At 68.9% G+C, this 26,788-nt stretch carries 22 protein-coding genes, 2 tRNA genes and 2 pseudogenes; 12 read left to right on the top strand and 14 right to left on the bottom strand.

The window, feature by feature from the left end:
• A partial coding sequence (locus CV1CTNOD_RS27205) for a YncE family protein (protein WP_278043845.1) occupies positions 1 to 2,500 on the bottom strand: 2,500 nt, incomplete at its 3' end.
• A gap of 156 nt (positions 2,501 to 2,656) precedes the next feature.
• Here CV1CTNOD_RS27205 and CV1CTNOD_RS26090 point away from each other — a divergent pair.
• Positions 2,657 to 3,067 (top strand): hypothetical protein, encoded by a 411-nt coding sequence (locus tag CV1CTNOD_RS26090; RefSeq protein WP_242606264.1) that lies wholly within the window; start codon positions 2,657 to 2,659, stop codon positions 3,065 to 3,067.
• Between the two features lie 941 nt (positions 3,068 to 4,008).
• Here the strand turns inward: CV1CTNOD_RS26090 and CV1CTNOD_RS01300 are convergent.
• Complete coding sequence (locus CV1CTNOD_RS01300) at positions 4,009 to 5,079, bottom strand: hypothetical protein (protein WP_131784377.1); 1,071 nt, start codon at positions 5,077 to 5,079, stop codon at positions 4,009 to 4,011.
• A 297-nt stretch (positions 5,080 to 5,376) separates the two neighbouring features.
• Between CV1CTNOD_RS01300 and CV1CTNOD_RS01295 the strand changes: the two are divergent.
• Positions 5,377 to 5,796: pseudogene (locus CV1CTNOD_RS01295) on the top strand (transposase); the annotation flags it as partial.
• Positions 5,797 to 5,949: 153 nt separating this feature from the next.
• Positions 5,950 to 7,293 carry an RNAseH domain-containing protein gene (locus tag CV1CTNOD_RS01290; protein ID WP_131784375.1) on the top strand — a complete coding sequence of 448 codons (1,344 nt, stop codon included), beginning with the start codon at positions 5,950 to 5,952 and terminating at the stop codon, positions 7,291 to 7,293.
• A 919-nt stretch (positions 7,294 to 8,212) separates the two neighbouring features.
• Here CV1CTNOD_RS01290 and CV1CTNOD_RS01285 read toward each other — a convergent pair.
• From CV1CTNOD_RS01285 to CV1CTNOD_RS01265, 5 genes are all read right to left on the bottom strand, one after another.
• Positions 8,213 to 8,289, bottom strand: a tRNA-Phe gene (locus CV1CTNOD_RS01285).
• A 91-nt stretch (positions 8,290 to 8,380) separates the two neighbouring features.
• Positions 8,381 to 8,455, bottom strand: a tRNA-Asp gene (locus tag CV1CTNOD_RS01280).
• 525 nt (positions 8,456 to 8,980) lie between these two features.
• Positions 8,981 to 9,526: a hypothetical protein gene (locus CV1CTNOD_RS01275; RefSeq protein WP_131784374.1), complete on the bottom strand. Its 546-nt coding sequence runs from the start codon at positions 9,524 to 9,526 to the stop codon at positions 8,981 to 8,983.
• 325 nt (positions 9,527 to 9,851) lie between these two features.
• Positions 9,852 to 10,694: an alpha/beta fold hydrolase gene (locus tag CV1CTNOD_RS01270; protein ID WP_131784373.1), complete on the bottom strand. Its 843-nt coding sequence runs from the start codon at positions 10,692 to 10,694 to the stop codon at positions 9,852 to 9,854.
• 209 nt (positions 10,695 to 10,903) lie between these two features.
• Positions 10,904 to 11,281, bottom strand: coding sequence for an RNA-binding S4 domain-containing protein (locus CV1CTNOD_RS01265; RefSeq protein WP_131784372.1), 378 nt, complete (start codon positions 11,279 to 11,281; stop codon positions 10,904 to 10,906).
• Between the two features lie 206 nt (positions 11,282 to 11,487).
• Here CV1CTNOD_RS01265 and CV1CTNOD_RS01260 point away from each other — a divergent pair, with 206 nt between their 5' ends.
• Positions 11,488 to 13,875 (top strand): RecQ family ATP-dependent DNA helicase, encoded by a 2,388-nt coding sequence (locus CV1CTNOD_RS01260; protein WP_131784382.1) that lies wholly within the window; start codon positions 11,488 to 11,490, stop codon positions 13,873 to 13,875.
• A 57-nt stretch (positions 13,876 to 13,932) separates the two neighbouring features.
• On the opposite strand, the gene CV1CTNOD_RS01255 is transcribed toward CV1CTNOD_RS01260, so the two are convergent.
• The gene (locus CV1CTNOD_RS01255) at positions 13,933 to 15,483 is read right to left on the bottom strand and encodes a hypothetical protein (protein WP_131784371.1); all 1,551 of its coding nucleotides are present in this window, start codon (positions 15,481 to 15,483) and stop codon (positions 13,933 to 13,935) included.
• Positions 15,484 to 15,596: 113 nt separating this feature from the next.
• Between CV1CTNOD_RS01255 and CV1CTNOD_RS01250 the strand changes: the two genes are divergently transcribed.
• Both CV1CTNOD_RS01250 and CV1CTNOD_RS01245 read left to right on the top strand, forming a co-directional pair.
• A complete protein-coding gene (locus CV1CTNOD_RS01250; protein WP_131784370.1) occupies positions 15,597 to 16,811 on the top strand; it encodes a molybdopterin-dependent oxidoreductase in 1,215 nt (404 codons plus the stop codon).
• Complete coding sequence (locus CV1CTNOD_RS01245; protein ID WP_242606263.1) at positions 16,808 to 17,344, top strand: hypothetical protein; 537 nt, start codon at positions 16,808 to 16,810, stop codon at positions 17,342 to 17,344. The genes CV1CTNOD_RS01250 and CV1CTNOD_RS01245 overlap by 4 nt, the downstream gene beginning before the upstream one ends.
• Before the next feature lie 108 nt (positions 17,345 to 17,452).
• On the opposite strand, the gene CV1CTNOD_RS01240 is transcribed toward CV1CTNOD_RS01245, so the two are convergent.
• Genes CV1CTNOD_RS01240 through CV1CTNOD_RS01230 form a run of 3 tightly spaced genes read right to left on the bottom strand, consistent with a single transcriptional unit; the run spans position 17,453 to position 19,466 of the window.
• Positions 17,453 to 18,121, bottom strand: a complete 669-nt coding sequence (locus tag CV1CTNOD_RS01240; RefSeq protein WP_131784369.1) for a class I SAM-dependent methyltransferase — start codon at positions 18,119 to 18,121, stop codon at positions 17,453 to 17,455.
• On the bottom strand, positions 18,118 to 18,774 hold the full coding sequence (locus CV1CTNOD_RS01235; protein ID WP_131784381.1) for a TIGR04282 family arsenosugar biosynthesis glycosyltransferase: 657 nt from the start codon (positions 18,772 to 18,774) through the stop codon (positions 18,118 to 18,120). Before CV1CTNOD_RS01235 ends, CV1CTNOD_RS01240 begins: the two co-directional genes overlap by 4 nt.
• An 11-nt stretch (positions 18,775 to 18,785) precedes the next feature.
• Entirely contained in the window at positions 18,786 to 19,466 is a 681-nt protein-coding gene (locus CV1CTNOD_RS01230) for a glycosyltransferase family 2 protein (RefSeq protein WP_131784368.1), read from the bottom strand.
• 144 nt (positions 19,467 to 19,610) lie between these two features.
• On the opposite strand from CV1CTNOD_RS01230, the gene CV1CTNOD_RS01225 reads away from it, so the two are divergent.
• The 3 genes from CV1CTNOD_RS01225 (at position 19,611) to CV1CTNOD_RS01215 (ending at position 22,646) form a co-directional block, all read left to right on the top strand.
• Positions 19,611 to 20,369 carry a response regulator transcription factor gene (locus CV1CTNOD_RS01225; protein ID WP_131784367.1) on the top strand — a complete coding sequence of 253 codons (759 nt, stop codon included), beginning with the start codon at positions 19,611 to 19,613 and terminating at the stop codon, positions 20,367 to 20,369.
• Entirely contained in the window at positions 20,366 to 21,511 is a 1,146-nt protein-coding gene (locus CV1CTNOD_RS01220; RefSeq protein ID WP_131784366.1) for a sensor histidine kinase, read from the top strand. The genes CV1CTNOD_RS01225 and CV1CTNOD_RS01220 overlap by 4 nt, the downstream gene beginning before the upstream one ends.
• A gap of 91 nt (positions 21,512 to 21,602) precedes the next feature.
• Positions 21,603 to 22,646: an NAD-dependent epimerase/dehydratase family protein gene (locus CV1CTNOD_RS01215; protein WP_131784365.1), complete on the top strand. Its 1,044-nt coding sequence runs from the start codon at positions 21,603 to 21,605 to the stop codon at positions 22,644 to 22,646.
• A gap of 107 nt (positions 22,647 to 22,753) precedes the next feature.
• Here the strand turns inward: CV1CTNOD_RS01215 and CV1CTNOD_RS01210 are convergent, their stop codons facing one another.
• Positions 22,754 to 23,257: a hypothetical protein gene (locus CV1CTNOD_RS01210; RefSeq protein ID WP_131784364.1), complete on the bottom strand. Its 504-nt coding sequence runs from the start codon at positions 23,255 to 23,257 to the stop codon at positions 22,754 to 22,756.
• 383 nt (positions 23,258 to 23,640) lie between these two features.
• On the bottom strand, positions 23,641 to 24,558 hold the full coding sequence (locus CV1CTNOD_RS01205) for a TIGR03854 family LLM class F420-dependent oxidoreductase (RefSeq protein ID WP_131784363.1): 918 nt from the start codon (positions 24,556 to 24,558) through the stop codon (positions 23,641 to 23,643).
• Between the two features lie 187 nt (positions 24,559 to 24,745).
• Between CV1CTNOD_RS01205 and CV1CTNOD_RS01200 the strand changes: the two genes are divergently transcribed.
• Genes CV1CTNOD_RS01200 through CV1CTNOD_RS27200 form a run of 3 tightly spaced genes read left to right on the top strand, consistent with a single transcriptional unit; the run spans position 24,746 to position 25,448 of the window.
• Complete coding sequence (locus CV1CTNOD_RS01200) at positions 24,746 to 25,021, top strand: type II toxin-antitoxin system Phd/YefM family antitoxin (RefSeq protein WP_131784362.1); 276 nt, start codon at positions 24,746 to 24,748, stop codon at positions 25,019 to 25,021.
• Entirely contained in the window at positions 25,018 to 25,275 is a 258-nt protein-coding gene (locus tag CV1CTNOD_RS01195; protein WP_131784361.1) for a type II toxin-antitoxin system RelE family toxin, read from the top strand. The genes CV1CTNOD_RS01200 and CV1CTNOD_RS01195 overlap by 4 nt, the downstream gene beginning before the upstream one ends.
• A gap of 47 nt (positions 25,276 to 25,322) precedes the next feature.
• Entirely contained in the window at positions 25,323 to 25,448 is a 126-nt protein-coding gene (locus tag CV1CTNOD_RS27200; RefSeq protein ID WP_278043844.1) for a hypothetical protein, read from the top strand.
• Positions 25,449 to 25,904: 456 nt separating this feature from the next.
• On the opposite strand, the pseudogene CV1CTNOD_RS27525 reads toward CV1CTNOD_RS27200, so the two are convergent.
• Positions 25,905 to 26,255 (bottom strand): annotated as a pseudogene (locus CV1CTNOD_RS27525) (PIN domain nuclease); the annotation flags it as partial.
• Positions 26,256 to 26,788 lie beyond the last annotated feature (533 nt).

Below are 26,788 nucleotides of genomic sequence, written 5' to 3'. Positions count from 1 at the left end.
GTATGGGGGTTGAGGTCGGGGTCGGGGTCAGCATGGCGGTCACGATCGGAGCCGGAGCCGAGATACCGAGAGGAGTCCAGGTGATCGTGACCTCACCGTTACCGTCGTTGACCGTGCCCGAGTTGACCCCGGTGGTCAGGACGGGGTTCTCGATGGTCGACGCGGCGAACGAGCTCCCGCCCGCGCCCCCGCCGCCGGCGCCACCGTAGCCGCCGAAGGTGCCGCCGCCACCGGAGCCGCCGCCACCACCGAAGTAGCCGCCGCCCGCGCCGCCGCCCGCGCCACCACCGGACGTGGTGGCGGTCGGGTCCAGGCAGGGCGGGGTGTGCGCCCCGGTGCAGGGCAGGTTCCCGGCCCCGCCGGCACCGCCGGCACCGGACGTGCCTTCAGGACCGTCCCCGCCGCAGCGCGGATCAGTCAGCGGATCGGTGGTCGGGGGATTCCCAGCACCGTGCCGGCACGCGTTCAGCCCTCCGGCGCCTCCGGTGGTCTGGGTGCCGCCCTTGCCCGGGAGTCCGGCATTACCACCATCGACGGTCGACCCACCGTCGGCGCCGACGTCACCGCCGACGTCACCGCCGCCGGCACCCCCGGCTCCGCCGAGCGCGTTGCCCTGCCCGCCGACGCCGCCGCCACCGCCTCCGCCGGCACCGACCAGCACCCGGGTGGACTGGTCGCACTTCCGTGCGACACATCCCGCCGCGGCCACGCGGACGTCGGAGGAACCGCCGCCGCCGGAGCCGTTACCACCGTTGAACGCTGTTCCGCCGTTCGCACCGGAGCCATCACCAGGCCCACCTGACACGCCGGCGTCGGACCCACCGAATCCGCCGAGTGCTCCCGATCCGCCGGAGGGGCCATTGCTCATTCCGCCCGAGCGCGAGGCCCCGGTTCCGTTGGCGCCCTTGCCCGCCACATCCACCTGCAGGACCTGGTTGCCCTTCAGCCCCGTCAGCGACCCGGACGCCTGGCCACCGCCACCTCCGGGACGCCCGGTGATGTCCCCTGCCGGGGACGGGTGTGCCGCGTCACCAGCGATGAAGTAGTGCCCGCCCTGGGCGCCGGTCACCACGACCTCGACCGAGCTCACTCCCGCGGGCACCGTGAAGGTGTCCGATCCGATGTTGTGATAGGTGCAGGTCATTGTTGTCGTCCCGGACAGCACACCGGTCGTCCCGCACACCGGCGGGGGCGGGACGGCCTTCGGTGGTGCGCTGATCGCGATCCCCACCGGCCGGTCACCGACGGGGATCTGGGTGCCGGCGGTGTTGCTGGCCACATCGATCGGCGTCACCGTGTCGCTGTCGCGGTTGACCGCATAGGCGGCCACGCCGTCCGGCGTGACCGCGATGTAGAACGGTTCGATGCCTCCGGTGGAGATAGGAGTGCCGGGGGTGTTGGTGGCCACATCGATCGGCGTCACCACGGCGTCACGCTCATTGGTGACGTACACGGTTCGGCCATCGGGCGTAATCGAGATCCCGACCGGGCGGTCGCTGACCTGAATCGGTTTGCCGGGGGTATTGGTGGCCACATTGATCGGTGTCACGGTGGCGCTGGCAGCGTCGGCGTTGTCCGTGACGTACACGGTCTTGCCGTCGGGTGTGATCACAATTCCCTGCGGGTTGTTCCCGGCTGGGATCGGGGTGCCGGGGGTGTTGGTGGCGACATCGATCGGCGTCACCGTGTTGCTTGCGGCGTTGGTGACGTAGGCGGTCCTGCCATCGGGGGTGATCGCGACGTAGTGTGCGTCGTCCCCGACCGGGATGTGGGCACCGGGAGTATTGGTGGCCACCTCGATCGGCGTCACGTCATCGCTGGCGTTGTCCACCACGTAAGCGGTCCGGCCGTCGGGAGTCACTGCGACCCCGAACGGGAACTGACCGACCGGGATCGGGGCACCAGGGGTGTTGGTGGCCACCTCGATCGGCGTCACCGTGTTGTCAGCCCGGTTCGTCACATAGACGGTCCTGCCATCAGGTGTGACCGTAAGCCCTCTGGGGCTTGCACCTACCCGGATCGGGGCACCGGCCATATTGGTCGTCACGTCGATCGGGGTGACCGTGTTCCCGAAATTGTTGATCACATAGGCGGTGGCCGCTGCCGGCTTCGGAGCAGGGCTCGACGTTGGGTTCGGACTCGGTGTCGGACTCGATGTCGGGCTCGGTGTCGGTGTCGGAGGCGTGGACGGCTTCGTGGACTTGGGCTCCTGCGAGGAACCCCACGTGATGATGACCTCGCCGTCGCCCTTGTTGACGGTCCCGGCGTTGACACCAGCGGTCAGGGCAACAGAGCTCACTGTCGGTGCGGCGAAGGAGCTTCCCCCGCCTCCACCGGCGCCTGCCCCGCCGCCACCGACCGTGAGGCCACCACCTCCCGAGCCGCCGCCACCACCGAAGTACCCACCACCACCGCCGCCACCGGCGCCACCGCCCGCGGCCGGATCATCGGGGTTCCGGCAGGGCGGGGTGTGCACACCCAGGCAGGCCTGGTTTCCCACGCCCCCGGCGCCGCCTGACCCAGAGCGGCCATCGGTGCCATCACCGCCGAAACGCGGATCGTTGGGATCGGGCGGAGGCGGAGTCGCGTGCCGCCCGGCGTTGAGCCCCCCGGTCCCACCTGCGGTCTGGGTTCCACCGCCCCCAGGAGTCCCCGGGTGGCCACCATCTACGACGGCACCACCAGCTGCGCCGGCAGTACCGCCACCGGCGCCGCCGGCACCGCCCAGCGCGTAGCCCTGGCCACCAGTGCCGCCGCCTCCGCCGCCGCCTGCACCGACCAGTGCCCGGTCCGCCAGAGCGCACGTCAACTTCGCGCAGCCAGCAGCAGCGATCCGTACATCCGAGGAACCGCCGCCACCGGCGCCGTTACCACCGTTGAGAGGCGCGGTCCCGCCATCAGCCCCGGCGGCGTCCCCCTTACCGTCTGCTACACCACCGTTGGAGCCGCCGAAGCCTCCCACGGCGCCCTGCCCCCCGGAGGGTCCGTTGTTCTTCCCGCCAGACCGGCTCGCCGCCGTGCCGTCAGTGCCCTTACCGGCAACATCGACCTGCAGTACCTGGCCTGAGGACAGATCCGCTATCACGCCGTACGCCTGGCCGCCGCCCCCACCCGGACGGCCGGTGATATCACCTACCGGCGAGCCGCCATGACTGGCGTCACCGGAAATAAAGTAATGCCCGCCCTGGGCGCCGACCACCGTGATCTCGACCCATTTTGCGCCGTTGGGCACGGTGAAGGTGTCTGACCCGACCGTGCTGTAGGTGCATGTCTTCTTGTCGAGGACGCCTGAGCTCCCACAGGCTTTTTTCGGAGAGGCGCTCGACGAGGACACCGCTGCCGCGGAACTGGCCAGCCCCATACTCAGCACAACGCCTAGCACCGAAACAGACCACACAAAGACACGACGATTGCGTATGATGATCAGCCCCCTCTGGTAGCGTATTCGTGAACCAAACAAAAACCCAAGACCAAACACCCTCTTGGCTATGTAGTCGGAATCAAATAACCTGCGCATCTCGCGCTTCCCGCAGGCCCGTGACCTGTGAAGACGCCCCCGAGCGTGCGTTTGTTATTTCATAACGGATCCTATGCTCCCCGGAACGAGGGTTCCAGGGTCCCGAACTGCTTCCTGCCAGGTCGGGGTTGATGTGCCGGCGAGGCGGCGGGCCATGATATTGGCCACCACAACGTGGATCATTGCTTTGGAGCGGTAGGCAGGGTTTCGTAGTCGCGCGGCGGCGATAGGAAATCAACCGGCCGAAGGTCCGTTCCACAGTCCACATAGAATCGTGGGGTCGCCCAGCATCACGGGCCCCGCGTTTCCTGCCCACGATCTTCTTCACCGCATCGTCTGTATACCCGCACAGTTTCGTGGTCCCGGCGCGCGACGCCGGGACCACATGCCCGCTGTGGGTGTTGCAGAAACCGCGTTTCGTCACATGACGAAACATCGGGCGGGCCATGCTCGGTGCCGCGCCCGCCCGCGGACCGGGGTTACAGGTGTCCTCAGACGCCGTCGTTGGCGCACAGCGCCCAGACGTCAGAGTAGGTGTTCGGCGAGCTTGTCCCCCCGGTATGGGTGAAGGCTGTCCAGTACGCAGCCGTGGTGGTCCCGTCACTGACCGGGTTTCCGCTCGAGTCGCTGGGGAAACTTCCGTTAAGGTGGTCGCCGCCTGAGCCCGGTCCGGTGAAGTCCGTCGTGGTCACGCTGCCTCCGCTGATGGCGGCGCCCCCGCTGATCAGTTTCCCGTCCCCGCTGGGGCAGTTGACTGTCACCTTCTGGCCCGTGCTCCCCGTGGTCGGGCCGCTCGCCTCGCTGAAGTGGACCTTCACGGTGACACCACTGATGTTGATGTTGTTTCCACTGCAGATCGCGTAGGCGTAGGTCTCGTTGGTGCTGTTGGTGCCGTTGGCCCACCCGACGGCGGTCCAGGAGTTCGGGTTGGTCTCGCCGTCGGCTGCGGCTTTCCGGCCGTAGTCATGTGCGGAGTTGTTGAAGGTGGGAAAGCTGGCGATCGGCTTGAAGTTGCCGACGCTGGCCGGGGTGGCACGCGCCCCGCCGCCGAGCAGGACCGTGTTCGCCGGACAGGTCGCAGTGACCAGGCCCACCGTCGACCCGCTGGTGGGCGCGTTGGTCTTGTTCATGACCACCTGGGTGTGGTTGATCAGGTTGCTGGTGAAGCACACCGCGAAGGGGGTGGTGGAGAAGGAACTGTCGACCTGGCCGCCGCTTCCGCCGATCCCGAGCCAATGCGTCACGTCGGTGCCGACAACCCCGGTGGAACCGGTGTATTCGGTGGAGCCGTCGGAGCTGGGCGAGGTGCCCATCACATGGTTGCCGTTGCCGGTGCCGGTGGCCTGGTTGATCCCACCGCCGGAGATCAGGCCACTACTGCAGTCCGCGTGGGTTGAGATCTCGGAGTTAGCGCTTGCAGGACCGCTGGTAGCCCCGGGTGACTTCACCGTGACGCCCACGGTGTTGGCGTGCGCCGCGGCCGGGAAGGCCACCGCCAGCGCGGCGCCCAGGACCACTGCTGTTCCCGCTGCGCGCGTCCGCATGGACAGATGTGATCTCACGTCAACCTTCCGTCAGGGATGCGCGATGCGGGCAGATGTGCCCGTCCGCACCCGGGATGACAACTTCTGCGCGTGAAACGCAGGGCGTGCGACGCTGCACAAGACCCGCAGATGCGGAGCTATTGATGACTATAGACCGTATCTACGTGGGACTTGCGGCCCCTTGTGCCGATCTGAAGCGAGGAAGTTGCGGGACACTGATAAATTGTCAGGAATTATCCGTTTCACACCTTTCTGGTGGCGGCGTGGACGCGGCTTCCGCGCAGGGGAGCTGGGCGTATGCGCGGCGCGTAGGGGGTGAGCGGTCGGCGGAGGCTCCTCACGAGCTGGTCCGGGTGCCGGCGTGGCAGACGCGACAGTCCGCTGCCCTTCCGCATCGTGAACGCGATCCTCTACGTGACCCACAACGGAGTCGTGTGGCGGGCGCTGCCCGCGGACTTCCCGCCCTGGAAGAGCGTCTACGGCTTCTTCGAACGGTGGAAGAAGAAGGGCGTCACGACCAGCGTCCACGACTCGTTACGCGCCACAGTCCGCCACACCGAGGGCAGAGCGGCACAGCCGACCGCAGGGGTGATCGACTCCCAGTCCGCCAAAGGAGCACCGACCGTCACGGCGGTGACCCGCAGCTACGACGCAGGGAAGAAGGTCAACGGCCGTAAGCGGTTCATCGTCGTCGACACCCTCAGTCCGCTGCTGACGGTCCTCGTCGTCCCAGCTATCCGCCGCTCCGGGCCCGACTCGCCCGGCTGCCTTGGACCGACATCCCGACAGCACAGATCACCCGTGACCACGGACACGGCCGCGACGAGACCCGCATCCTGAAAAGCCGCCACCGTCGGTTTCCTCGACTTCCCCCACGCCGTCCAGGCAATGCGGATCATCCGCGCCGAGTTGCCCTGGATGCAGGACGCCGCAGCCTCGACGCCACGGCTGATCGCCAACACGATGGCGTTCAGTCCTCGCCTCGACCAGGTCGACTGGCACGGGCGCGCCTCGGTCGATCCCCTGCCCGAACTCGACCTCGCACGGGACGCTGACATGGTCGCCGGGGCAATCGAGGCGTCGGCGGACCGCCTGGACGACGGCGACGCTGGTGGCACGCGACCCACGCCGTCGGTCACCGCGGTTCAGCGCGAAGAGATCGAACGGCTCGTCAGATCTGTGCTGTACCAGGCGCGCGACCGGCCGACGCTGCTGCTCGCGAACGCTGGGAACCTTCGCCGCTCCTGGCCGTGGATCGGCAACGACTCGCTGGTCCGCGACATGCTCGGGTTCAGCGGGACGGACGTCCAACGACTCGCTGCCTATGGCCCCGACCTGCGGTTCGTGCTGACCCGGGACAGCAACGGCCGCGAGGAGGTGCCGCAGTGGTACGCGCCCGGCAACGACCGGGTCGGTTTCGCCGCCGGGTTGTGGGCGGCACCGGGCGCGGACACGGACAACCGCGTCTTCGTGAGCACCGCGGACTCATCAAGCAGCACGAAGGTCATCAAACGAGGCCTGCTGAAACTAGGCCCACATCCGGACTGGCCGACCGGGCCAGCGAAGACGGCCTGGAACCCGCGGTACTTGGAGCTGACAGTCGTCGGTTGCCTGTCCGAAAAGGCTCTCGCGGACGCCGGGCGGGACGACCTTGGCCCGGACCAGCCCGCGGCGTGGGCCGCGTTGACCCACCAGCTGCGCTTCCACGACGACTACGAACCGCTCTCCCGGCCGCTGTCCCTACACCTGGCGAAGCTGGCTGAGGAGTATGTGCTCCCAACCGAGTCAGACCGCGCCCGCCGAGTAGAGCGCTGCCTGCCCGGTCAGGGACGGCGGCTATATGTAGGTTCGAGAGGAAGGCTATTGCGGAAGCGCCTCGTGGACGTCGTCGGGCAGTTGAGGAACATGGCTGCGAAGAAATCCGATGCCGGCACCCACGACCCATTGCGCCGTATCGGAATCGAGAGCCCATGGCCGGCTCATCAGCAGCCGACGGAGACCGGCACGGCCGGTGATCTGGTGTGGCGCTGTCTCCACAGTCACCTGCCATCCCCTTCCGGACGACCAGTGCGGGTCATCAGGGGTATCGAGAACATACATGAAGCGGTCGACCAAAGCGGGCCACTCCGGGGTTCCCCACCAATGCCGGCAGGCCAGCCCGCCGTGAGCCGCCGCCCTCCAGAACGCGTAGAGCATCCCGCGCTCTTCCGCTATCGCCGCGAATCCGCCTAATGCCTCGTCGGCATGGTCGCGATAGTCGTTCAGGTCGCTCCCGGCGAGTTCGGCCAGTGTCGGTCCTGTCGGCAGGCGTCTGGCGGGGTTAACCAGCCATCGCCAGATCCGCTCGGCGAGCCAGTCGGTCGCATCGCTGTCAAGACCATCGCAGGCCTCCCGCAGAGACTGCGGTCCGAGTCCCAGGTCGCCGCGCCATCGCCGGACAATCTCACGCACCCGCCAGCAGGTTTGGGCATTGATCCGCAGCATGTCGCCATCACGCAGCCGGCCCTGGCTGTGCCAGTCCTCGACAGGGCTGTTGCGCCAGGCGCCGTTGACGATTCCGACTGCAGCTAGATCGAGGACAGCACCGAGGTCATCGGGATCGATCTGCACCTGATGGCGCAGCATCACCTCCACAAGCGCCTGTTCCCGCCGCCTGGACATCGGGCTATCCGAAGCGGCCGGAGCCTGCTCAGCCATGACATCACTGTGCCAGAACGCTGTGGACCGCTGTCGGCGGGAGTGTCCGACTACCCAGCACATGGGTCGTGGCGGTAGGTGATGGGTCGGTTAGTGGTAGCCGGGGGTCCTCGAGTACGTCGCCGACGTCGGCCATCGCTGGCGCACTACCGCGAGAGCGAAATGTGGACCATCCGTCGCTGCAGCGGACGGTCATCTACCGCGCCTTCGCGCATCGCCGCAGGTCAGATGCGCGCTCTGCCTCCGATGCAGTGAGTCCGCGCTCCGCCGGGGCCGCTCGGTGTAGCAACGACTCAAAATGTCGCGGCGGACGGTCAGGTGTAAGCATTTATGCAGGTCAGCGGGGTAAGACCTGGACCGTCCGCCGCCTTAGGTTGCTACACCCATTGCTACATGACGATCTTCAGAAGGCTCTAGTTGATCTCCATGGAGAGGCAAAACCCCTGGTCAGAGGTGGTGGGCAGGGGCGGGGTCGAACCGCCGACCTTCCGCTTTTCAGGCGGACGCTCGTACCGACTGAGCTACCTGCCCCGGTGCGACCATCCTGTCATATGCGGGCCTACCAGGTCGCATCGAAGGGCGAGACCAGCGTGACGCCGATGACATCCGATGGATGCGAGCGCGGTCCCGACGGGATTCGAACCCGCGACCTCCGCCTTGACAGGGCGGCGTGAACTCCAGACTTCACCACAGGACCATACTGTGCTGTTCAGTTGTATCACATGCTTGGCTGGTTGCCGTCGTGCCCGTTCTCCGACGAGAAGATCCCGCCTGACAGCACCCATCAGGTCCCTTGGGGCGGTGCCCCTGAGGCTCCATCGAGCGCTGCACAGAATCGTACAGCACGGCAGGACCATCCGGAGCCGGAGGTTGGTGCGTGCACGCGTGCACGCGGATCGTCCGCGGCGGGCTCGGACGGGCCAGTGGTATGCCCATCCGAGCCTGTACGGCGCCGTCGGTTACAAGCCGTCAGCAACATAGTATGGATCAGTTGCAGGCTGTGTAACTCGGACCGAGCCGGGACCTGGGCTCGCGATCCGTCTGCTCCCGGAGGCCAGGGCTGACGCTGGCGGGTCAAGGCGTTGCGATCATGCTTTTTTCGCGCCCGGGGTTCCTGCCGGAAGCCGATCTAGGAGGTTCGGGAGGCCTGGGCCACTGGGCATGGTGATGTTGCGAGGTTGCCCAGATGTTGACGGCATGGTGCTGATGGCACGCCTGCGGGTCAGTCCTGCGGCGCAACGAGGTGCTGGGCTGTCCGGGTGTCACCGTCGACGATCGCGGCCACTACCACGGTGGTTCCGGTCTTGAAATCACCGATGCCGGCATCGTCGCCGTCGATCCAAAGTTCCGTGTCACCGGTTACGGCGTAGGTGGCTTCGTATCCGTCCTTGCTCTTGACCGTGGCCGAGGTCTGGGACACCTTGGTCAGCTCGCCACGCTGGTAGGCGACGATCTGGTAGCCGTTGTCCGTCCTGACCGTCGCGTCGCCGTGTAGCGGACGGGAAGCATCCCAGCCGTCGAAGTCGTCGTCCGCCCACCAGCCCGGACCGCCGTGCCGGTGGTGCCTGTGTCCCGGCCGATCAGAGTCCAGGGTGGTCGTATCCTTGCTCGAACCATCGGCCGGCGACACGCTCGTCGTCGCTCCGGCCGGGGTGATCAGGTTGGTGGCGGCACCGGGCGAAGCGGTTGCTGCGGCGGTGACGCCTGCGACGCCCAGAGTGCCGACTGTCGCGATCGTCGCAAACATGATGCCGAGTCGAGGTCGCATCGTCGTCTACCCCTTTCGACGTACCCCTGTGGTACGTCTGATCCTCTCCTAGAGTGAGCTGATCACCTGAGGTGCAAGTTCAGGAAGTATTCAGAGTTTATGAGAACGCTCCGCTGTCGAGTTATAACTTTCAGTATTAGTTTCCTGTTTGAAAAAATTGTGATGATTAACCCGGCTGCCCCCGAACGATCCCGCCTCCAGCCAGATGGGCGATGAGGCGGATTTACGACGATCATGGATGATCTGGATGCGAGCCCGACCGGTGCACGCAGGCCGAGCTCGCGGAGACTTTCCTGTTCTGGTCGGGAAGTTACGGCTCAGGAAGTCACTGCTTGGTGAGGAAGTCGAGGAACAGCGGGTTGACAACCTCGGGGTGGGTCCAGCCGATATTGTGCGGGCCGCCGTTGACCTCGTGATACTGCAGACCCTTGATGAGGGCCGGCAGCCGGCGTCCGGTGTTGTCGATGGGCAGGATGCGGTCCTCGGTGCCCTGCACGACCAGCAGCGGAACGCTGGACAGCGCGGACACATCACCGCGGAAATCGGTGCACCACGCGTCGACACACTGCAACGTGCCGAGCGCCGAGGCGCCGACGGCCACGATCCAGCTGTTCTGCCAGGCCTGTTCGCTGATGCGGGAGGTGCCGCCGAAGACGTCCACGTTGTAGAAGTTGTCGATGAAATCCTTCTGGTAGGCGAACCGGTCGTCGCGGATGGCCTGCTTGATGTCCTCGAACACCGTCGCCGGAACGCCTTCGGGGTTGTCGTCGGTCTGTAGAAGATATGGCGCCAACGGCGCGAACAGGGCTGCTTTGGCGACACGGTCGGCGCCGTACGCGCCGAGGTAGCGAGTGACCTCGCCGGTGCCCATCGAGAAGCCGGCCAGGACGATGTCGCGCAGGCCGAGGGTTTCGATCAGGGTCTTCAGATCATCGGTGAACGTATCGTAGTCATAGCCGCTCACGGGCTGGCTGGACCTGCCGAACCCCCGCCGGTCGTAGTAGATCACCCGATAGCCGGCGTCCAGCAGCATCGGGATCTGCTTCTCCCATGATGCTCCGTTGAGCGGAAAGCCATGGATCAGTACTATCGGCTGACCGGAACCATGGTCCTCGTAATAGATATCGATATTGCCGGAGTTTTCCTGACCAACGGTGACGTAGGGCATTCTCTCCCCCTTCGCATGAATGTGCACGGCCGACCGACAAGGCGACAAGAGTCGTACCCGGCTGGGTCGTGCGGCATCCGTCCATGGCCGTGTATCGCATCCGTTGCGGGACGTCCAGGTTCCCTGGGCCTCCGAATCATCGAGGGACCCGACAAGCGCGCCTTATCGCCACAATGGCGTAAATTCACGATCGTGACGGGCCGGCGTTCTCAGCGGTCACGGTCACGCAGGCGTTCCATGGCCCGTCGGTCGCGTTTGGTCGGGCGTCCCGCGCCGCGGTCACGGATACCCACAACCGCGGCACCCTCGCGTGCCGGGGGCGGGCTGCGGTCGATGAAGCATTCCCCGGCGACGGTCGCACTGACCCGCTTGCTGAGAACGCGGGTGACGACGATGGTCCGCTCGTGCCCGGCCTGGCGTACCCGTATCTCGTCCCCGGTGCGCACCGTATGGGCCGGCTTGACCCGCTCACCGTTGAGGTGGACATGCCCGGCGCGGCAGGCCGCAGTTGCCTGCGACCGCGTCCTGACCAGCCGCACGGACCAGATCCAGCTGTCGACCCGCGCGGTCTCCTCCTGCGCCGCCATAGCACGACTCTACGAATCCGGCGGCCCACCAACCACGAGCCAGTCTGTACGAGGGGCACAATCCCCGGCCGGGGTGGTGCCCGGGAACGTGCGTCCGGGTCGTTGAAGTACGGGCAGTGATCGCTGTCGGGGTGCTGCCAGGACAGTTGTCCACAGGGGTGTTCGTCGGGCAGGGAGGTGTCGGAGGAGTCGTGTACACACGAGCCATGACGGCCAACGGCTCGATAACGACGACGGACGGCGACGCATCCTTTCACGGTGTCGGCGCGACTCGCGCCCGAGCCGAGGAGCTGCTGCGCGCGCTCGCCGGCCCCGCGGCGGTGTTGCGGGACGACCAGTGGCAGGCGATCGACGCTCTGGTCAGGCGGCGGCGCCGCGTGCTGCTTGTGCAGCGGACGGGGTGGGGCAAGTCGGCGGTCTACTTTCTCGCTACGGCGCTCCTGCGCGGTCGCGGAACGGGGGAGGGGCTCACGGAGCCCGGCGGCCCGCAACCCGAGCCCGGTGGCCTTCCCGCAGCGCCCGGCGACCCGCTTCCGGAGTGCGACAGAACGGCTGCCGGCCGGGACGGGACGCCTCCGGGGCCGACGGTCATCGTCTCGCCGCTGCTGGCGCTGATCCGCAACCAGGCCGCCGCCGCGGCGAGGCTCGGCATCCGGGCCGGGGAGATCCACTCGGCGAACGTCACCGAGTGGGACGAGGTCTACGGCGCACTGCGCTCGGGCGAGCTCGACGTGCTGCTCGTCGGCCCCGAGCGGCTGAACAATCCGACGTTTCGTGACGGCTACCTGCCCGAACTCGCCGCCACCACCGGTCTGCTGGTCGTCGACGAGGCCCACTGCATCTCCGACTGGGGTCATGACTTCCGCCCCGACTACCGCCGGCTGCGCACCCTGATCGCCGGTCTGCGTCCGGACGTCCCGGTGCTGGCGACGACCGCCACGGCCAACGCTCGCGTCGTCGCGGACGTCAGCGAGCAGCTGGGTACGTCCGGTCCCGCGACCGCTGGACGGGGCGGTGCCGTCCGGGCCGGCGGAGCGGGCGTGGCAGGGAAGACCGGGGGCGCCGGCGAGGCGGATGGGGCCGGGGGTGCCGGGGGTGCCGGCACGCTGGTGCTGCGCGGAACGCTCGACCGGGAGAGTCTGCGGCTCGCCGTCGTCACGCTTCCGCTCGCCGAGCAGCGCTACGCCTGGGTGGCGGACCGTCTCGCCGAGCTCCCCGGGTCCGGGATCATCTACACACTGACCAAGCCGGCGGCGGAGGAGCTTACCGTTTTCCTGCGCGCCCAGGGACACACCGTCACGACCTACCACGGAGGGACGGAGCCGGCGGAGCGGATCGCGGCCGAGACCGACCTGCTGGCGAACCGGGTCAAGGCTCTCGTGGCCACCAGCGCGCTCGGGATGGGCTTCGACAAGCCGGACCTCGGCTTCGTCGTCCACGTCGGTGCGCCCGCCTCGCCGATCGCCTACTACCAGCAGATCGGCCGAGCCGGCCGGGCTGTCGACCACGCCGAGGTAGTGCTGCTTCCGGCGACCGAGGACGCCGACATCTGGCGGTACTTCGCCGACACGTCCTTCCCGCCGGAGCGGATCGTGCGGCAGGTGCTGGACGTGCTCGCCGGCGCGGGCGGGCCAATGTCCCCCCAGGCGCTGCTCGCCGCCGTCGACATCGGGCACGGCCGGCTCGAGTCGATGCTGAAGGTGCTCGACACCGACGGCGCCCTGCGGCGGGTGAAGGGCGGCTGGGAGACGACGGGGACCCCGTGGGTCTATGACACGGACAGGTACGCCCGTGTCGCAGCCGCACGCACGCACGAGGAGAAGGCGATGCTCGACTACATCGCCACGTCCGGCTGCCGGCTGGAGTTCCTGCGCGCCCAGCTCGACGACCCGTACGCGGCGCCGTGCGGACGCTGCGACCGCTGCACCGGCCGCGGCTGGCCGACGGACACGTCGGAGGAATCCCGCGACCGGGCACGAGCGGAACTGCACAGGCCGGGAGTCGTCGTCGAACCCCGCCGGATGTGGCCGACGGGGATGCGCACCCTCGGCCTCAACCTCGCCGGCCGGATTCCGGCGGCCGCCGCGGCAGAACCGGGCAGGGCGCTGGCCCGGCTGGGCGGTGTCGGCTGGGGCAACCGCCTGCGCCCGCTGCTGCGCCCCGACGCGCCGGACAGCACCCTTCCCGACGACCTGGTCGACGCCGTGGTGAAGACCCTCGCCGGCTGGGGCTGGCAGCGTCGCCCGGCGGCGGTCGTGGTCGTACCGTCCCGGCGGCGGCCCAGGCTCGTCGGCAGCCTCGGTGAACGCATCGCCACCATCGGACGGCTGCCGCTGCTCGGTGCCCTCGACCGCGTCGCCGCAGGGCCGGTGGCCAGCACTGCCCACAACAGCGCGCACCGGCTCGCCGGCCTCTGGGAGGCGTTTTCCGTGCCCGCCGCCATAGGGGAGCGGCTTGGGGACCTCGACGGACCGGTGCTGCTCGTCGACGATCTGATCGTCACAGGCTGGACGATGACAGTCGCGGCCCGCCTGCTGCGCGAGGCCGGCGCCCCCTCGGTCCTCCCCCTGGCTCTCGCCGTCGAGTCCGGCTGAAGCGTCGACCACCCGGCCACGCCGGACGGCATCCTCACGTTCGCGCAGGTCTGCCCTTCAACCTGTGACGATCGCAGCCTGCGGACAGGCATGGGTGCCGTGTCGCCGGCGCAGCAGTGTGGCGATGAGCACGACGAGCGCGGCGACGGTGTAGGAGGACACCCGTAGCGTCCGGGCGTCACCGGGGAGGTCTGTGAACAGGGAGACGTACACGGGATGACCGGCGGCCGCGACGGCGAGCCATTCCAGCCGACCGGCGAGGATGGCGAGCGCCACCAGCAGGATGCCGTACCAGGGCTGGACCGGGGTGGCGACGAGGAAGGCGGCCCCGACGAGCCACAGCGCGGCTCGTTCGACGGGGACCCGGCTCGGCTCGGAGCGCATTACGGCCGCGGTGACCGCGGCCAGCACCGACACGGCGGCGGTCTTGGCCGCGGCCCCGTTGATGCCGAGGGCTGTGAGCAGCAGGAAGCGGTCGCCCTGGCCGTACCCCTCGACGTTGAGGTATTCCGGGAGGAAACCGAGAGCTCCTGTTCCGACGGCCAGGACGTGGGGCAGGTAGGAAAGTCCGACGACCGCGACGGCTGCCCCGACCACGACGACCGGGCGGCGTCGGGCGGCTGCCGGAAGGAGCAGCGCCGGGTACAGCTTGACCGCCACCGCGGCTGCGAGCAGCGTCCCGGCGATCCAGGTCCGGCGGCGGGTGGGTCTCCCGGCCGCAACGGGTCCGCCGGCCGCAACGGGTCCGCCGGCCGCGCCCGCCTGTGCGGCAGCGGACGGCGGGCCGGCCGGCGCGGAGCGGGTGCGAGGTCGTGAGGTGAGTACCGCGATGCCGCCGAGCGCGAGCAGCGCGGCGAGGACGTCCACATGTGCGTCGGAGGCGACGTCGAGGCCGGCGAGCGGCGAGAGGGCGTAGAAGCCCGCGTGGCGGGGGTCCCGTCCCCGTGCCGTCAGCATCGTCATCATCAGTGCGACCAGCGCCAGCGACGCCAGCGATGTGTAGAGCTGCGTCTTGTGCTCGCGTGGCGGGCCGGGCAGGAGGTGCACCGCGGTGAAGTATGCCTGTGCCACCGGCGGGTAGATGGTGTGTGCCCGTGGATAGTTCAACCGGATGCACCCCGGACCCCGCTCGATGGCGGCGCACCCGCCCGGGTCCGGGAACAGCCAGCGATCACGTAGGTGGGCGAGCTCGGGATCGAGCGGGCCGTAGTGGTACGGGTCGATACCGGCGGCCTGCACCCGGCCGTCCCAAACGTAGCGGTAGAGGTCATCGGACAGTTGCGGGCCGTGGGTGAGCGCCACGGCGTGAATGGTGACGGTGCCGGCGAGCAGCAGTCCGACGGCCAGCCGGCGGGGGGCGGCGTGGAGCAGCAGGGTCGCGGTGGTCATGCCGAGCGCCCACCAGAGCATGGCCAGGTACAGCACGCCCGCCCGGTCGGGCAGGTAGCCGGGTTGGAATAAAGTCACCGCCTGCACCGTGAGGATGCCCACCAGCCCGACGGCGGCTGCGACCAACGTCGCCCGCGGCCGGGCCGCGCGGCCCGGCCGCGGGGCAGGGACGAGTCGGGTCACCGGCGGCGCGAGTGGTGCGCGAAGGGTGTGGGGCATGGACCCGACCCTGGCAGCAGCCCTGGGTGATCCGGGTACCCCCGCGGTCGGTTTCTCCGTTCCGTAAGCCTTCGGCGGGGTCAGCCGGGGCCGGGTCGACCTACCGTGTATGCGTGCGACCATCCATTCGCCTGCTCACCGGATGGTTCCCGGAACCGCCCGCGGTCCTGCGTCACGGGCCGTTACGTGCAGACGCCTTCCCCAGTCGCCTGCACGACCCGCGGGTGGCCTCGTTGCTGGGTATCTGGCTCGGGACCGCCTTCGGGGTGTGTTTCCTGACCGGGCTGATGTCGCACTTCATGCAGCACCCGCCGTCGTGGTACGTCTGGCCGTCCCGCCCGGTGTCGCTGTACCGGGTGACGCAGGGCCTGCACGTGACGACCGGGCTGGCGTGCGTCCCGCTGCTGCTGGCGAAGCTGTGGACGGTCTACCCGCGGCTGTGGGAGTGGCCGCCGGTGCGCTCGGTCGCTCACGCCGTGGAGCGGCTCTCGATCGTGCCGTTGATCGCCGGGGCCGTCTTCCAGCTGGCCACCGGGATCGCGAACATCGCACAGTGGTACCAGTTCCGGTTCTTCTTCACCGTCACCCACTACTGGGTCGCCTGGATCACGATCGGCGCGCTGGGCGTGCACATCACCGCGAAGCTCACGGTCGTGCGGGCGAACGTGGGCCGCCGCCGGGACACCCGGTCATACATGACCGACCGGGTGAGCGATCCCGAGCCGGGGACGGGCGCCGGTCTGTCCCGGCGCGGTCTCGGTATCGCCGTCACCGGTGCCGCCGGGGTCATCGTGGCGACGACAGCCGGCCAGTGGGTACCGGGCCTGTCCGGGCTCGACCTGCTCGGGCCGCGCCGGCCCGACATCGGCCCGCAGAGGCTGCCCGTCAACAAGACCGCGGTGGCGGCCCGGGTCACCGCGGTTGCCCGTGACCCGGGCTACCGGCTGGCGGTGGTCGGCCCGCGTCCGTTCGTCCTCACCCTCGACGAACTGCGGGTGTTCCACCACCATGAATCGAAGCTGCCGATCACGTGTGTGGAGGGCTGGGCCGCGGACGCCAGCTGGCGTGGTCCTCGGCTGCGGGACCTGCTGGATGCAGCCGGTGTCCCCGCGGACGCGACGGTACGGGTGGAGTCCCTGGAGGCGGGCGGGGCCTACCGGACCAGCGAGGTGCACCCGCCGCACGCTCGGGACCCGCTGACCCTGCTCGCCACCGGCCTGAACGGAGCGGACCTGGACATCGATCACGGCTATCCGGCGCGGCTGATCGCGCCGAACCGGCCCGGTGTCCTGCAGACCAAGTGGGTGCACCGGGTGGTGATGCTGTGAACGGGGATGCTGTTGTGCCGCACACCCACGGGCGGTCGTACACAGACGGCCGCCGGCGCACCCTCGGCACGGCGGCCGCGGCCGTGCTGCGCGCTCTGGTGGCGGCCGCCGGTCTGGCCGCGATCGGTTACGGAATCCACGGCCTGATCAACGGGCAACCGGCTACGAACCCGCCGAACACGACGGCGTGGCTGATCGGCGGAATTCTGGCCCACGACCTGATGGTCGTCCCGGTGACGATGGCCGCCGGCTTCGTGCTCAGCCGGCTGATCCCGGCACCGTACCGGGCGGTGTTGCAGGCAGCGTTGCTGGTCAGCGGATCGGTCGCCCTGGCGTCGCTGCCACTGTGGCGTGGCTACGGCGGATCGGCCGACAACCCCTCGGTCAACCCACTGCCGTATGGACGAAACCTCGGGATCGTCCTCGGCCTGGTCTGGACGTGCGCCGCGGCCGTCATCGTCCACCGTGCGGTTCGTGCCAGGCGGAAGCGGGCAGGCAGCGGCATCCCGTCTGATCCGCCGGTAGGACCATGACCTTCCGCACATTCTGATCCGCCGGCAGGGTCGTGACATTCTGGATCTTCCGCGGGCTCTGCCCGCGGATCAGCTCCCCGAGCCGGCAGGACCTGGAGCAGCCGACAGTCAGCTGCCCAGCGCGGCGAAGCAGCGGCCCTTGCTGCGCCAGATTTCCATGATGCGCAGGCCGGCGCCCGCGGCAAGGTGGGCGATCTCCTCGACGCCCACGAAGGCCCAGGGGAATGCCCTCGACACCCGGCCGTCCGGCCCCTCCAACCGGATCAGGTGCGCGCCGGTTGCTCTCCCGGGCGGTTCGAGTTCGACGAGCGCCCGACCGGTTGGGGCGAGCAGCTCGGTGGTGCGGCTCAGCAGCCGGGCCGGATCGCCACCGATCCCGATGTTCCCGTCGGCGAGGACCAGCGCGGCCCACCGTCCTTCGCCGGGCAGCCGGCCGAACACATCACGTCGCAGCGCCACCGCGCCGGCGCGGCGGGTGAGTTCCACCGCGAACGGGGCCACGTCAATGCCGAGGGCGGGTATTCCGCGGACGGTCAGCGCCGCGGCAAGGCGGCCGGGACCGCAGCCGACGTCGAGAGTCGGCCCGTTACATCGACGGAGCAGAAATGCGTCACCCGGTTTGACACCGCCGCGCCAGCGGTCCACCGGAAGGGATTCTCGCCGCCCGTCGGTGTGGCGTATCCATAGTCGTCCGGCAACGGACCGTAGTCCCGCTTCGTAGACGGCGGTCGGACAGCACCGGCCGTGGACGGTTGTGACCGCCTGGCCGCCGGTCACGGGATCGCCACCGGGCTGGCGTGACCTGCCTGCAAGCCCCGCAACGTCGCGGCGAACCGTCCACCTGGTGCGACCCGTGCGACCGCTGCCGCATCGGCCGCGGTGTCGACGTCCCGCAGGACCGGAAGGGTCGCGACCCGCAGGCCGGCTTCGGACAGGCGCGCTCGCTGCCGCGCGCCGGTGTCCGGGCGGGACGTCGGGACGCTGCGCAGCAGCTCGCCGTCGGGGTGTCGCAGACCGAGCGCCCACCAGCCACCGTCGGCGGCGGGGCCGAACACGGCGTCGGTGGAGCGCAGCGCGAGGCAGGCGTCGGCCAGCAGCGTCGGTGTCACCTGCGGGGTGTCCATCCCGATCAGCAGCGTCGGGCCGCTGCTCCCGTCGAACGCGGCGGCAAGGCGGGCGTCGAACGGCCCGGACGCCTGCGGCACCACCTCGAGCGCAGCCGGCAACCACGGTATCCGCAGCCACGGACCGACGGCGCCGTCGAGGACGAGGGCGGGCCGCAGCCGCTCGAAGCCGGGAAGACGGCCCAGCTCGCAGATCGCGGCCAGGGTGTCCGCGATCGCGGCGGTGGCCACGGCCGCCGCCTGCACTGGACTGAACGGTGGCGTCAACCGGGTCTTGACCCGACCGGGCACGGGTTCCTTCACCACCACGAGCAGCCTCACCGCAGGCTCGCCAGGAGCGCGGACATGTCGCGCACGGCGCGGGCTGTGCCGAGCGGCGAACCGGTCACCTTCGACCTGCCGACACGCCGGTGGTAGTCGACGTCGATCTCGACGATCCGCCAGCCTGCCTGTGCTGCCCGCAGGAGCAGTTCCAGCGGGTAACCGAACCGGCGGTCGGCGACCGGCAGACGCAGGAGGTCCTCGCGGCGGGCGGCTCGCATGGGACCCAGGTCGCGGACGGGTACGCCACGTTGGCGCAACCGTCCGGCGACAATCGCGTTGCCGAGCCGGGCGTGCGGCGGCCAGGCCCGCACCGAGGTCGGGCGCCGCCGCCCGAGCACCAGTTCGGCGCGTCCAGCCAGCAGTCCGTCGACAAGATGGGGCAGCTGTGCCGGGTCGAGGGATGCGTCGGCGTCGCACACGCAGACCACCTCGGCGTCCGCGGCGTGCAGTCCGGCGTGTACCGCCGCTCCGTAGCCGCGTTCGGGCACGGTGACCACGACCGCCCCGCGTTCGCGGGCCAGATTGGGTGATCCGTCGTGGGAGCCGTTGTCCGCGACGACCGCCCGGTATCCGGGTGGCATCCGCTCCAGGACCCAGGGCAGCGCGCCGGCCTCGTTCAGGCATGGCAGGACGACGTCCACCGAGGGCCGCGTCTTGTCACGTTGCGTAAGCATGAGCGCGACTGTAGGCACGGAAGAGTCTGATCGACCCTTACGGGACAAGGAACACCGCCGCTGCCCGCACCATCGACATTACGAAGTGGAGAAGCCAGCGTTCGACCCGGTTACAACCGGTCGTCAGGCCCTTATCGTGACGGCGTGACCCGTGTCCTCGTCGTCGACGACGACCCGACCGTGGCCGAGGTCGTCGACCGGTACCTGCGTAACGCGGGCTTCGACGTCGACCGCGCCGCGGACGGCCCTGCGGCGTTGCGGGCGGCCGAGACCACCGTGCCGGATCTCGTCGTGCTCGACCTGATGCTTCCGGGCATCGACGGCATCGAGGTCTGCCGCCGGCTGCGGGAACGCCGGCCGATCCCGGTGATCATGTTGACCGCGCGGGACGAGGAGGCGGATCGTATCGCCGGCCTCGAAACGGGTGCCGACGACTATGTGACCAAACCGTTCTCACCGCGTGAGCTGACGTTGCGGGTGCAGTCCGTGCTGCGGCGGGCGACCGAGCCACCGCCACCGGCATCCGGTGTGCTGCGCGCCGGCACGCTGGTCGTGGACACGGCCGCCCGTACCGCCACCCGGCACGGGGTGACCCTATCCCTCACGGTGCGTGAGTTCGATCTGCTGGCCTTTCTGCTGCGCCATCCCGGCCGCGCCTTCACCCGTGCCGAGCTGCTGGAACAGGTGTGGGGGTGGAGCTACGGCGACCCCTCAACGGTCACCGTCCACATCCGCCGGCTACGGGAGAAGATCGAGGACGATCCGACCGCCCCCCGGATGCTCGTCACCGTGTGGGGTGTCGGCTACCGGTACGACCAGGCGCCGCCGCAGCCCGCCGACAACGCGCCGGTGAGTGCGGGACACGACGGACCCGAGAGGTCAGGCGGACCGGAGATGCCATGAGCGCCGAACTACAGGTCGTGATGATCGCACTTGCCTGTTCAGCCGTGGCCGCGTTGACGGGCGTGCCACTGCTGCGCATGCTGCGGAGACGGCCGCTGTGGGCCACGGTGGCGGCGCTCTCGGTCGTACCGGTGGTCGCGGTGGCGGTGGGGGTCGCCGGCACCGCGCGGGCCATGTTCCTCTCCGACCACGACCTGCGGGTCGTGCTGATCGTGGTCGCTGTCTCGGCGGTGGTCGCCACCGCGGCCGCGGTGCGGCTGGGACGGCCGGTCGTCACCGCCACCACCACGCTGACCCATGCCGCTGCCACTCTCGGTGAGTCCGACTACCACGGAGCGGGCCGCGTCCCGACGGCCGAACTCGCCACGCTGGCACACACCCTGGACACGACCCACGTCCGGCTCGTGCAGGCGCGTGACCGCGAGCGGGCGTTGGAAGCCAGCCGGCGTGAGCTGGTGGCCTGGATCAGCCATGACCTGCGGACTCCGCTGGCGGGAATCCGGGCGATGGCGGAAGCCCTGCAGGACGGCTTGGTGACCGACACCGAGACAACGGCTCGTTACCATCGGCTGATACTTGCCGACGCCGAGCGACTGACCGGCATGGTCGACGATCTGTTCGAACTGGCCCGGCTGCAGGCCGGCGCCTTCCGGCTGACCCTTGAGAAGGTGTGCCTCGCCGACCTCGTGTCGGACGCGATCGCCGTCGTGGACCCGATCGCGCGGGCCAAGGGTGTCACTTTCACCGGTACCGCCGATCACGCGGTGTTCGTCGTCGCCGACGCGACCGAGGTCGGGCGGGCACTGACCAACCTGCTCGTCAACGCCATCCGGCACACTCCGGACGACGGGACGGTGGAGGTCACCGCCGAGGCGGACACCGCGCGGGACCGGGCGGTGCTCGCGGTGGCCGACCGGTGCGGCGGTATCCTCACCGAGGACCTGCCCCGCCTGTTCGAACTCGGTTTCCGCGGCGAGGCGGCGCGGACCCCCGGCGGTGGGGATCATCCCCACCAGCTACGGGTGCGGTCCGGTATCGGGCTGGCGATCGTCCGTGGGATCGTCGAAGCCCATGGCGGTGACGTCACCGTGCACAATCACCGGGGCGGCTGCCGCTTCGTCGTAGCGCTTCCGGCTGTCTGAAGACGTATGCCCGGAAGCTGGTTCTCGGCTCCCTCCGGCTTCCTCGGTTCGTAAGATCCGGAGTGCTCCGGAGACGTTAGCGTTCCCGGACATGCACATCCTGGTTACCGGCGGCGCCGGGTTCATCGGTTCCCACGTGGTCGACACGCTCGTGGCGGCCGGCGATACGGTCAGGATCCTCGATGCCCTGCTGCCGGCGGTGCACCGGATACGGCCCGAGGTGAACGACGCCGCCGAGCTGACAGTTGCGGACGTGACCGACCGCTCCCAGGTCGAGGCTGCGCTCGACGGCGTGGACGCCGTGTGCCACCAGGCGGCCATGGTCGGTCTGGGAGCCGATCTCGACGACCTGCCGGCCTACGCCACACACAACGACCTCGGCACCGCGGTGCTGCTGGCCGCCATGGCCGGTCGCGGCGTGCGGCGCCTGGTGCTGGCGAGTTCGATGGTGGTCTACGGCGAAGGTGGCTACCGCTGCCCGGTCGACGGGCCGGTGTGCCCGGGGCTACGGCTACCGGCCGACCTGGATGCCGGCCGGTTCGAGCCGCCGTGCCCGTGCTGCGGCCGGCCACTGGAGTCGACGCTTGTCACCGAGGACGCGCCGCTGGATCCGAGAAGCGTCTACGCGGCCACGAAGGTCGCCCAGGAGCACCTCGCCGCCGCGTGGGCCGCTGTCACCGGCGGCAGCGTCCTGGCTCTGCGCTACCACAATGTCTACGGCCCGCGGATGCCCCGGGACACCCCGTATGCCGGTGTCGCCTCGATCTTTCGCAGCGCGCTGGAACGGGGAGAGCCGCCACGGGTGTTCGAAGACGGTGGGCAACTGCGCGATTTCGTCCACGTCCACGACGTTGCGCAGGCAAATCTGCACGCGCTGCGGTACCCGGGCGCACCCGGCGAGCTCATCCCACTCAACATCGGCTCGGGTGAGCCGCATACCGTCGGCGACATGGCTTCTGTACTGGCTCAGGCTTTCGGTGGGCCCATGCCCGTCGTCACCGGCTCATATCGGGCCGGTGACGTCCGGCACGTTGTCGCCTCGTCCGCCCGTGCCCGGGACTTTTTCGAATATCAGCCGCGGGTCGCCTTCAGCGACGGCGTGAACGCTTTCGCCTGTGACCCACTGCGCAGCTGATGATCCACGGCGTTTGCTCTCAGCGACCCGGGGACCTGGGCCTCCGGCAGCGCGCAAGGGCCATGATCGTATGGCCTGCTGCCGTCCGGGCGACGGTCGGGTGATGGTCAGGTGATGGTTCGGCTGACCCGGACGAACAGGTGGTGGAAACCGGCGAAGCCGCCGAACAGACCACCGGTTTCGAGCACCTGGACGCGGGCCAGTGCGTCGGCGTGCGTGGCGTCCGAGGGCGGCAGGTTGGCCAGGGCGTTGGCGAATGCCTCGTCGAAGCTGAGGGTGCGCGACAGGCCGATGGCTTCCTCTGCTCCTTCCGGCGGTGCGGGCCGGTCGGTGCTGCCGCGGACGGCTTCGGTGTAGCCGGCCAGCTCCTTGCCGGCGGGCTCGATGTCGACGTGGTCGGTGCCGTCGACGTGATGGACCGTGATCTGATGTTGATCTTCAGGATAGCGGACCGCTTCGGCGTAGCGGTACGGCGTGACGTGCTGGGGGAAGATGCCGGGCTTCGCGCGGCGCTGGAGATTGAACTGCTGCGGGAAGATGCGCAACAGGCTCTTGGTGATGTCGACCTCGAAGCCGGGGGTGGGCAGCTCGCCTTCGGCGACGATCAACACGAATGGACCTTCGCGGAAGGCGCGTATCCGGGTCCGACTTGCGAGTTCCCAACGACTCATGATTCCTCCTGGCGATTGTCGATCACATCCTGGATGTGATTCTTCTGCCAGAAGCATCCTCTTACGGTGGGCGACCAAGTAGCTACCATTGGAATATAGACGACAGTTTTAGGCCTGGTCCGGGAGCAGGGTGTAGGCAAAGGTTGCCTTTCGGCAGATCGTGAAGGTTCCTGAGGGCTGTTCGGGGCGGTCGGTGCGACGTGTGATGTCACCTGCCCGGCGGTGATGTCGGTGGTGCTCGTCGGACGCAGCAGGGCGACGACGTGGGGAAACCCCGACTGGCCAGTGCACCACCATCCCCGCTCCGCGGGGGCGGGATCCGGTCAGGTTTCGATCGGCAGCAGTTCGGTGGCGAACTGGTCGATGAAGTCGGCCCAGGACGGCGGGGACGTCGCCGGGCGCACCACGAACTTGCTCACCCCGACTGCGACGTAGTCCTCGATGCGGCGCCGTAGCGCGTCCCAGCCCACGGGCACGAGGGCGGCAGGGTCGGCGTCCGGCCGTCGACGCCGGACCGTGGTGGCAAGCTCGGGCGGGAGGATGTCGCCGCTCAGCGCGACGGCGATACTCAGCCCGTAATGTTCGGGATCGATGGTCCGCCCGGCCGCATCGGCCGCCGCCGTGATGGTCGCGATCCCCTCGGCGGCGTCGGACGGTGTGACCAGGGACGCCAGCCAGCCGTCGCCGAGCCGGCCGATACGGCGCAGCGCAGCGGGTGCGGCTCCGCCGAGCCAGATGTCAAGGGGCTTCGCGGGCAGGGCGCCGATGCTGACATCGTCCAGTACGAAGTACCGGCCGTGGAACGTGACCGACGGCTCCGTCAGCAGGCGTCGCAGCAGGATGAGTGCCTCGTCGAGCACCGCGCCGCGCTGCCCGGGGCCGCCGTGCCGTCCCGCCGGAAGGGGAGGCGGAAGGGGAAAGGCATCGCGGTCGGCAGGCTGCGCCGGACCGAGGCCCACGGCGGGCAGGATCCGGCCGGGGGCGAGGCGCGCGAGCGTGGCGAGTTGCTTGGCGAACAGCACGGGGTTGCGTCCTGGCAGCACGGACACCCCGGTACCCAGCTTGAGCCGACGGGTCCGCGCGGCGGCGTAGGCCAGGCCGACGATCGGGTCCGGGCCCGGTGATGACACAACCTCCGACAGCCACAGAGAATCGACCCCGAGTTCGTCGAGCCGGCCGACGATTTCCTCGAGGCCTTCGCCGGAGCTCGCTCCCGGCGCGATCCCGATTCGTACCTTCACACCCCGTCCAAGCTGCTTCCTGGCCACAGCATTCCTCGCCGAGCGGTTGTGTATGACGTCTATATCGTTTTTCGATTATTTTCTGTATTTTCTTGCTCGTCGTGCGGTGAAGGTATGTCGGTGGCACAGAAGATGTACGCTTGGAGCCTTTCTTGTACAGGAGAGTGGCCTGCCGTACCTTTGACCTATGACTACGTCGCCCGACCTGAGCGTGTCCGAGGCTCGGGAGCGCCTGGCTGCGATCATCGATCAGGTCCGTGCTGACCACAAGCCGATCTACCTCTCCCGCCGTGGACAGCGAGTCGCCGCTGTCATCGACGCCGATGATCTGGATCGCATCCTCGCCCTGGCCGAGGACATGGCTGACATACGTGAAGCCGAGCAAGCGCGCGAGGAGATGAAGAACACCGGGCAGACACCCGTTCCCTGGGACGAGGTGAAGGCAGACCTCGGCCTGATATGAGATACACGGTCAGTATCGCTCCCGGTGCGTTTCGCCAGTTACGCAAGCTCGCCCCCACGGCACGACGCCGTGTGCAGGCTGTGATCGATCTACTCGCGGACGATCCTCGTCCGCCGGCTGCTCGGCAGTTGGTGGGCGGTACCGGCGAATGGCGCGTGCGCACTGGCGATTACCGCATCATGTATGACATTCAGGACGAGGAATTGATCGTCCTGGTCGTCGCCGTCGGCCACCACCGAGATGTCTATCGCTGACGTCCACACTCGGTCGGCAGACCCGGCGCGGCCTACAGGCTGCCTACGTGCGGGTCGTCCTCACCAATCGGCGAGCCGATCCTGAGTTGGTCAAGGAGTTGCGCCGCTACGCGCTCGGTGAGGCATGCGACGAACAGCTCATGCCGGAGCTGAGCTCCGAACATGGAGCCTGACCGTGCGTGGGGTCGGCACGAGCCCGCAGAGGCCGAAGGGCGCTACTACCGTGACTCGTGAACACGCACTCGGGTCTGCCGATGACCGGCGGCTCGCGGCCAGTGTGTTCGGGAGTCACGCCCGAAACTTGGGCACGTAGTCGGCATGATCAGGCCTCGGAGTCTTGACGGCCGGTGGGCAGCGCTATCTGGCCGTGGGGGTTCGGGGGCTCGGCCCCCCGGGCAGGCATCAAGGCTTATGGGAAGCCGTGCCGAGCACAGCGAGCAGGACGAACCGAGTGCCCCCAACGGGGTTCGCTGCAGAATAGTGTGCTCCTGACCGGGGGTTTCGCTGTGGGAAGATTGATCGTTGAGGGAGCTTCACGGTCGGTCCCCCTGGGCGCGAGCGGTGAACCAGGCGCCAAAGTGCGCGGTGCCGTCGTTGGGATGATCGCGGACGCGGCCGGCCGCTGCCCGTTACGACAGGCGGAGCCGCTCGGTGGGCTGTCCGGTGATTGCGACGATCAGTTCGAAGTCCTTGTCGACGTGTAGCACCACAAGCCCGGCGAGTTCGGCCGTGGCGGCAATGATCAGGTCGGGGACGGACGGCGCGCGATGGTGTCCGACGCCGGCGAGTAGTTCCTGGACCTCGACGGCTCTGGACTCGATGCGGGGTGTGGTGTTCTCGACGGGCATCGCCGAGACCGGTGGCCGGCGTAGTCTGCCGCGAAGATCCTGAGTGGATCTTGCGGAGAAGCCGACCTCCAGGATCGTGACCGTCGTGATATGGATCAAGCCCTGCTGGATGCGGGACAGCCAGTCGCGCGCTCGGCCTACTAGATCTCGTAGCGGCCGGGTGGGAGTGGGGTTGCCGCGGCGCCTGGCAGCAGCGCCAGGAGGGGCAGGCCGTGGGTGAGCATCCAGTCCCGTTCGACGGGTAGCGGGCCGCCGGTCGACCGGTCGGGATTCTCGCTGTCGCAGCGGCGCACGGTCACGCCGTCGCGCGCGACCGGCCAGGCCGAGGAAGGCCATCACCGCCGTCTGGTCGTCGCCGCGGATGCACCACCAGCGGGTCCAGCAGGACATCACCGGACCCGGCGGATCGGTACGTTGTCGAATCCCGATCAGCTGGTCGACCACGACGAGATCGGCTGGGTCCAGCGCCGAGGGGCCGGCGAGGCGCACCAACGCGTCCAGAGCCACGGCCCGCAACCGGTCCGGGCCGTGCCGGCGCACGGCGCGCAACGCCGCCGCGGCCTCCGACCGATTCGGCTCGTCGAGGTGCCCCAGGGGTTGGTAACGCGGCCACCCGCCGGGCGGCGCGGCCCGCATCTCCTCGAGCAACCCGCGCACGTCACCGA

The organism is Protofrankia symbiont of Coriaria ruscifolia (assembly GCF_900634745.1).
Lineage (GTDB): Bacteria > Actinomycetota > Actinomycetes > Frankiales > Frankiaceae > Protofrankia > Protofrankia californiensis.
This window is presented reverse-complemented; position numbering and strand designations above follow the sequence as displayed.

Coding starts and splice junctions, on each gene's coding strand:
- CV1CTNOD_RS01255 (WP_131784371.1), bottom strand. CDS start 15,483: ATGCCCCACACCCTTCGCGCACCACTCGCGCCGCCGGTGACCCGACTC.
- CV1CTNOD_RS01200 (WP_131784362.1), top strand. CDS start 24,746: ATGACTACGTCGCCCGACCTGAGCGTGTCCGAGGCTCGGGAGCGCCTG.
- CV1CTNOD_RS01270 (WP_131784373.1), bottom strand. CDS start 10,694: ATGCCCTACGTCACCGTTGGTCAGGAAAACTCCGGCAATATCGATATC.
- CV1CTNOD_RS01260 (WP_131784382.1), top strand. CDS start 11,488: ATGACGGCCAACGGCTCGATAACGACGACGGACGGCGACGCATCCTTT.
- CV1CTNOD_RS01195 (WP_131784361.1), top strand. CDS start 25,018: ATGAGATACACGGTCAGTATCGCTCCCGGTGCGTTTCGCCAGTTACGC.
- CV1CTNOD_RS01230 (WP_131784368.1), bottom strand. CDS start 19,466: ATGCTTACGCAACGTGACAAGACGCGGCCCTCGGTGGACGTCGTCCTG.
- CV1CTNOD_RS01290 (WP_131784375.1), top strand. CDS start 5,950: ATGCGGATCATCCGCGCCGAGTTGCCCTGGATGCAGGACGCCGCAGCC.
- CV1CTNOD_RS01265 (WP_131784372.1), bottom strand. CDS start 11,281: ATGGCGGCGCAGGAGGAGACCGCGCGGGTCGACAGCTGGATCTGGTCC.
- CV1CTNOD_RS01220 (WP_131784366.1), top strand. CDS start 20,366: ATGAGCGCCGAACTACAGGTCGTGATGATCGCACTTGCCTGTTCAGCC.
- CV1CTNOD_RS01215 (WP_131784365.1), top strand. CDS start 21,603: ATGCACATCCTGGTTACCGGCGGCGCCGGGTTCATCGGTTCCCACGTG.
- CV1CTNOD_RS01275 (WP_131784374.1), bottom strand. CDS start 9,526: ATGCGACCTCGACTCGGCATCATGTTTGCGACGATCGCGACAGTCGGC.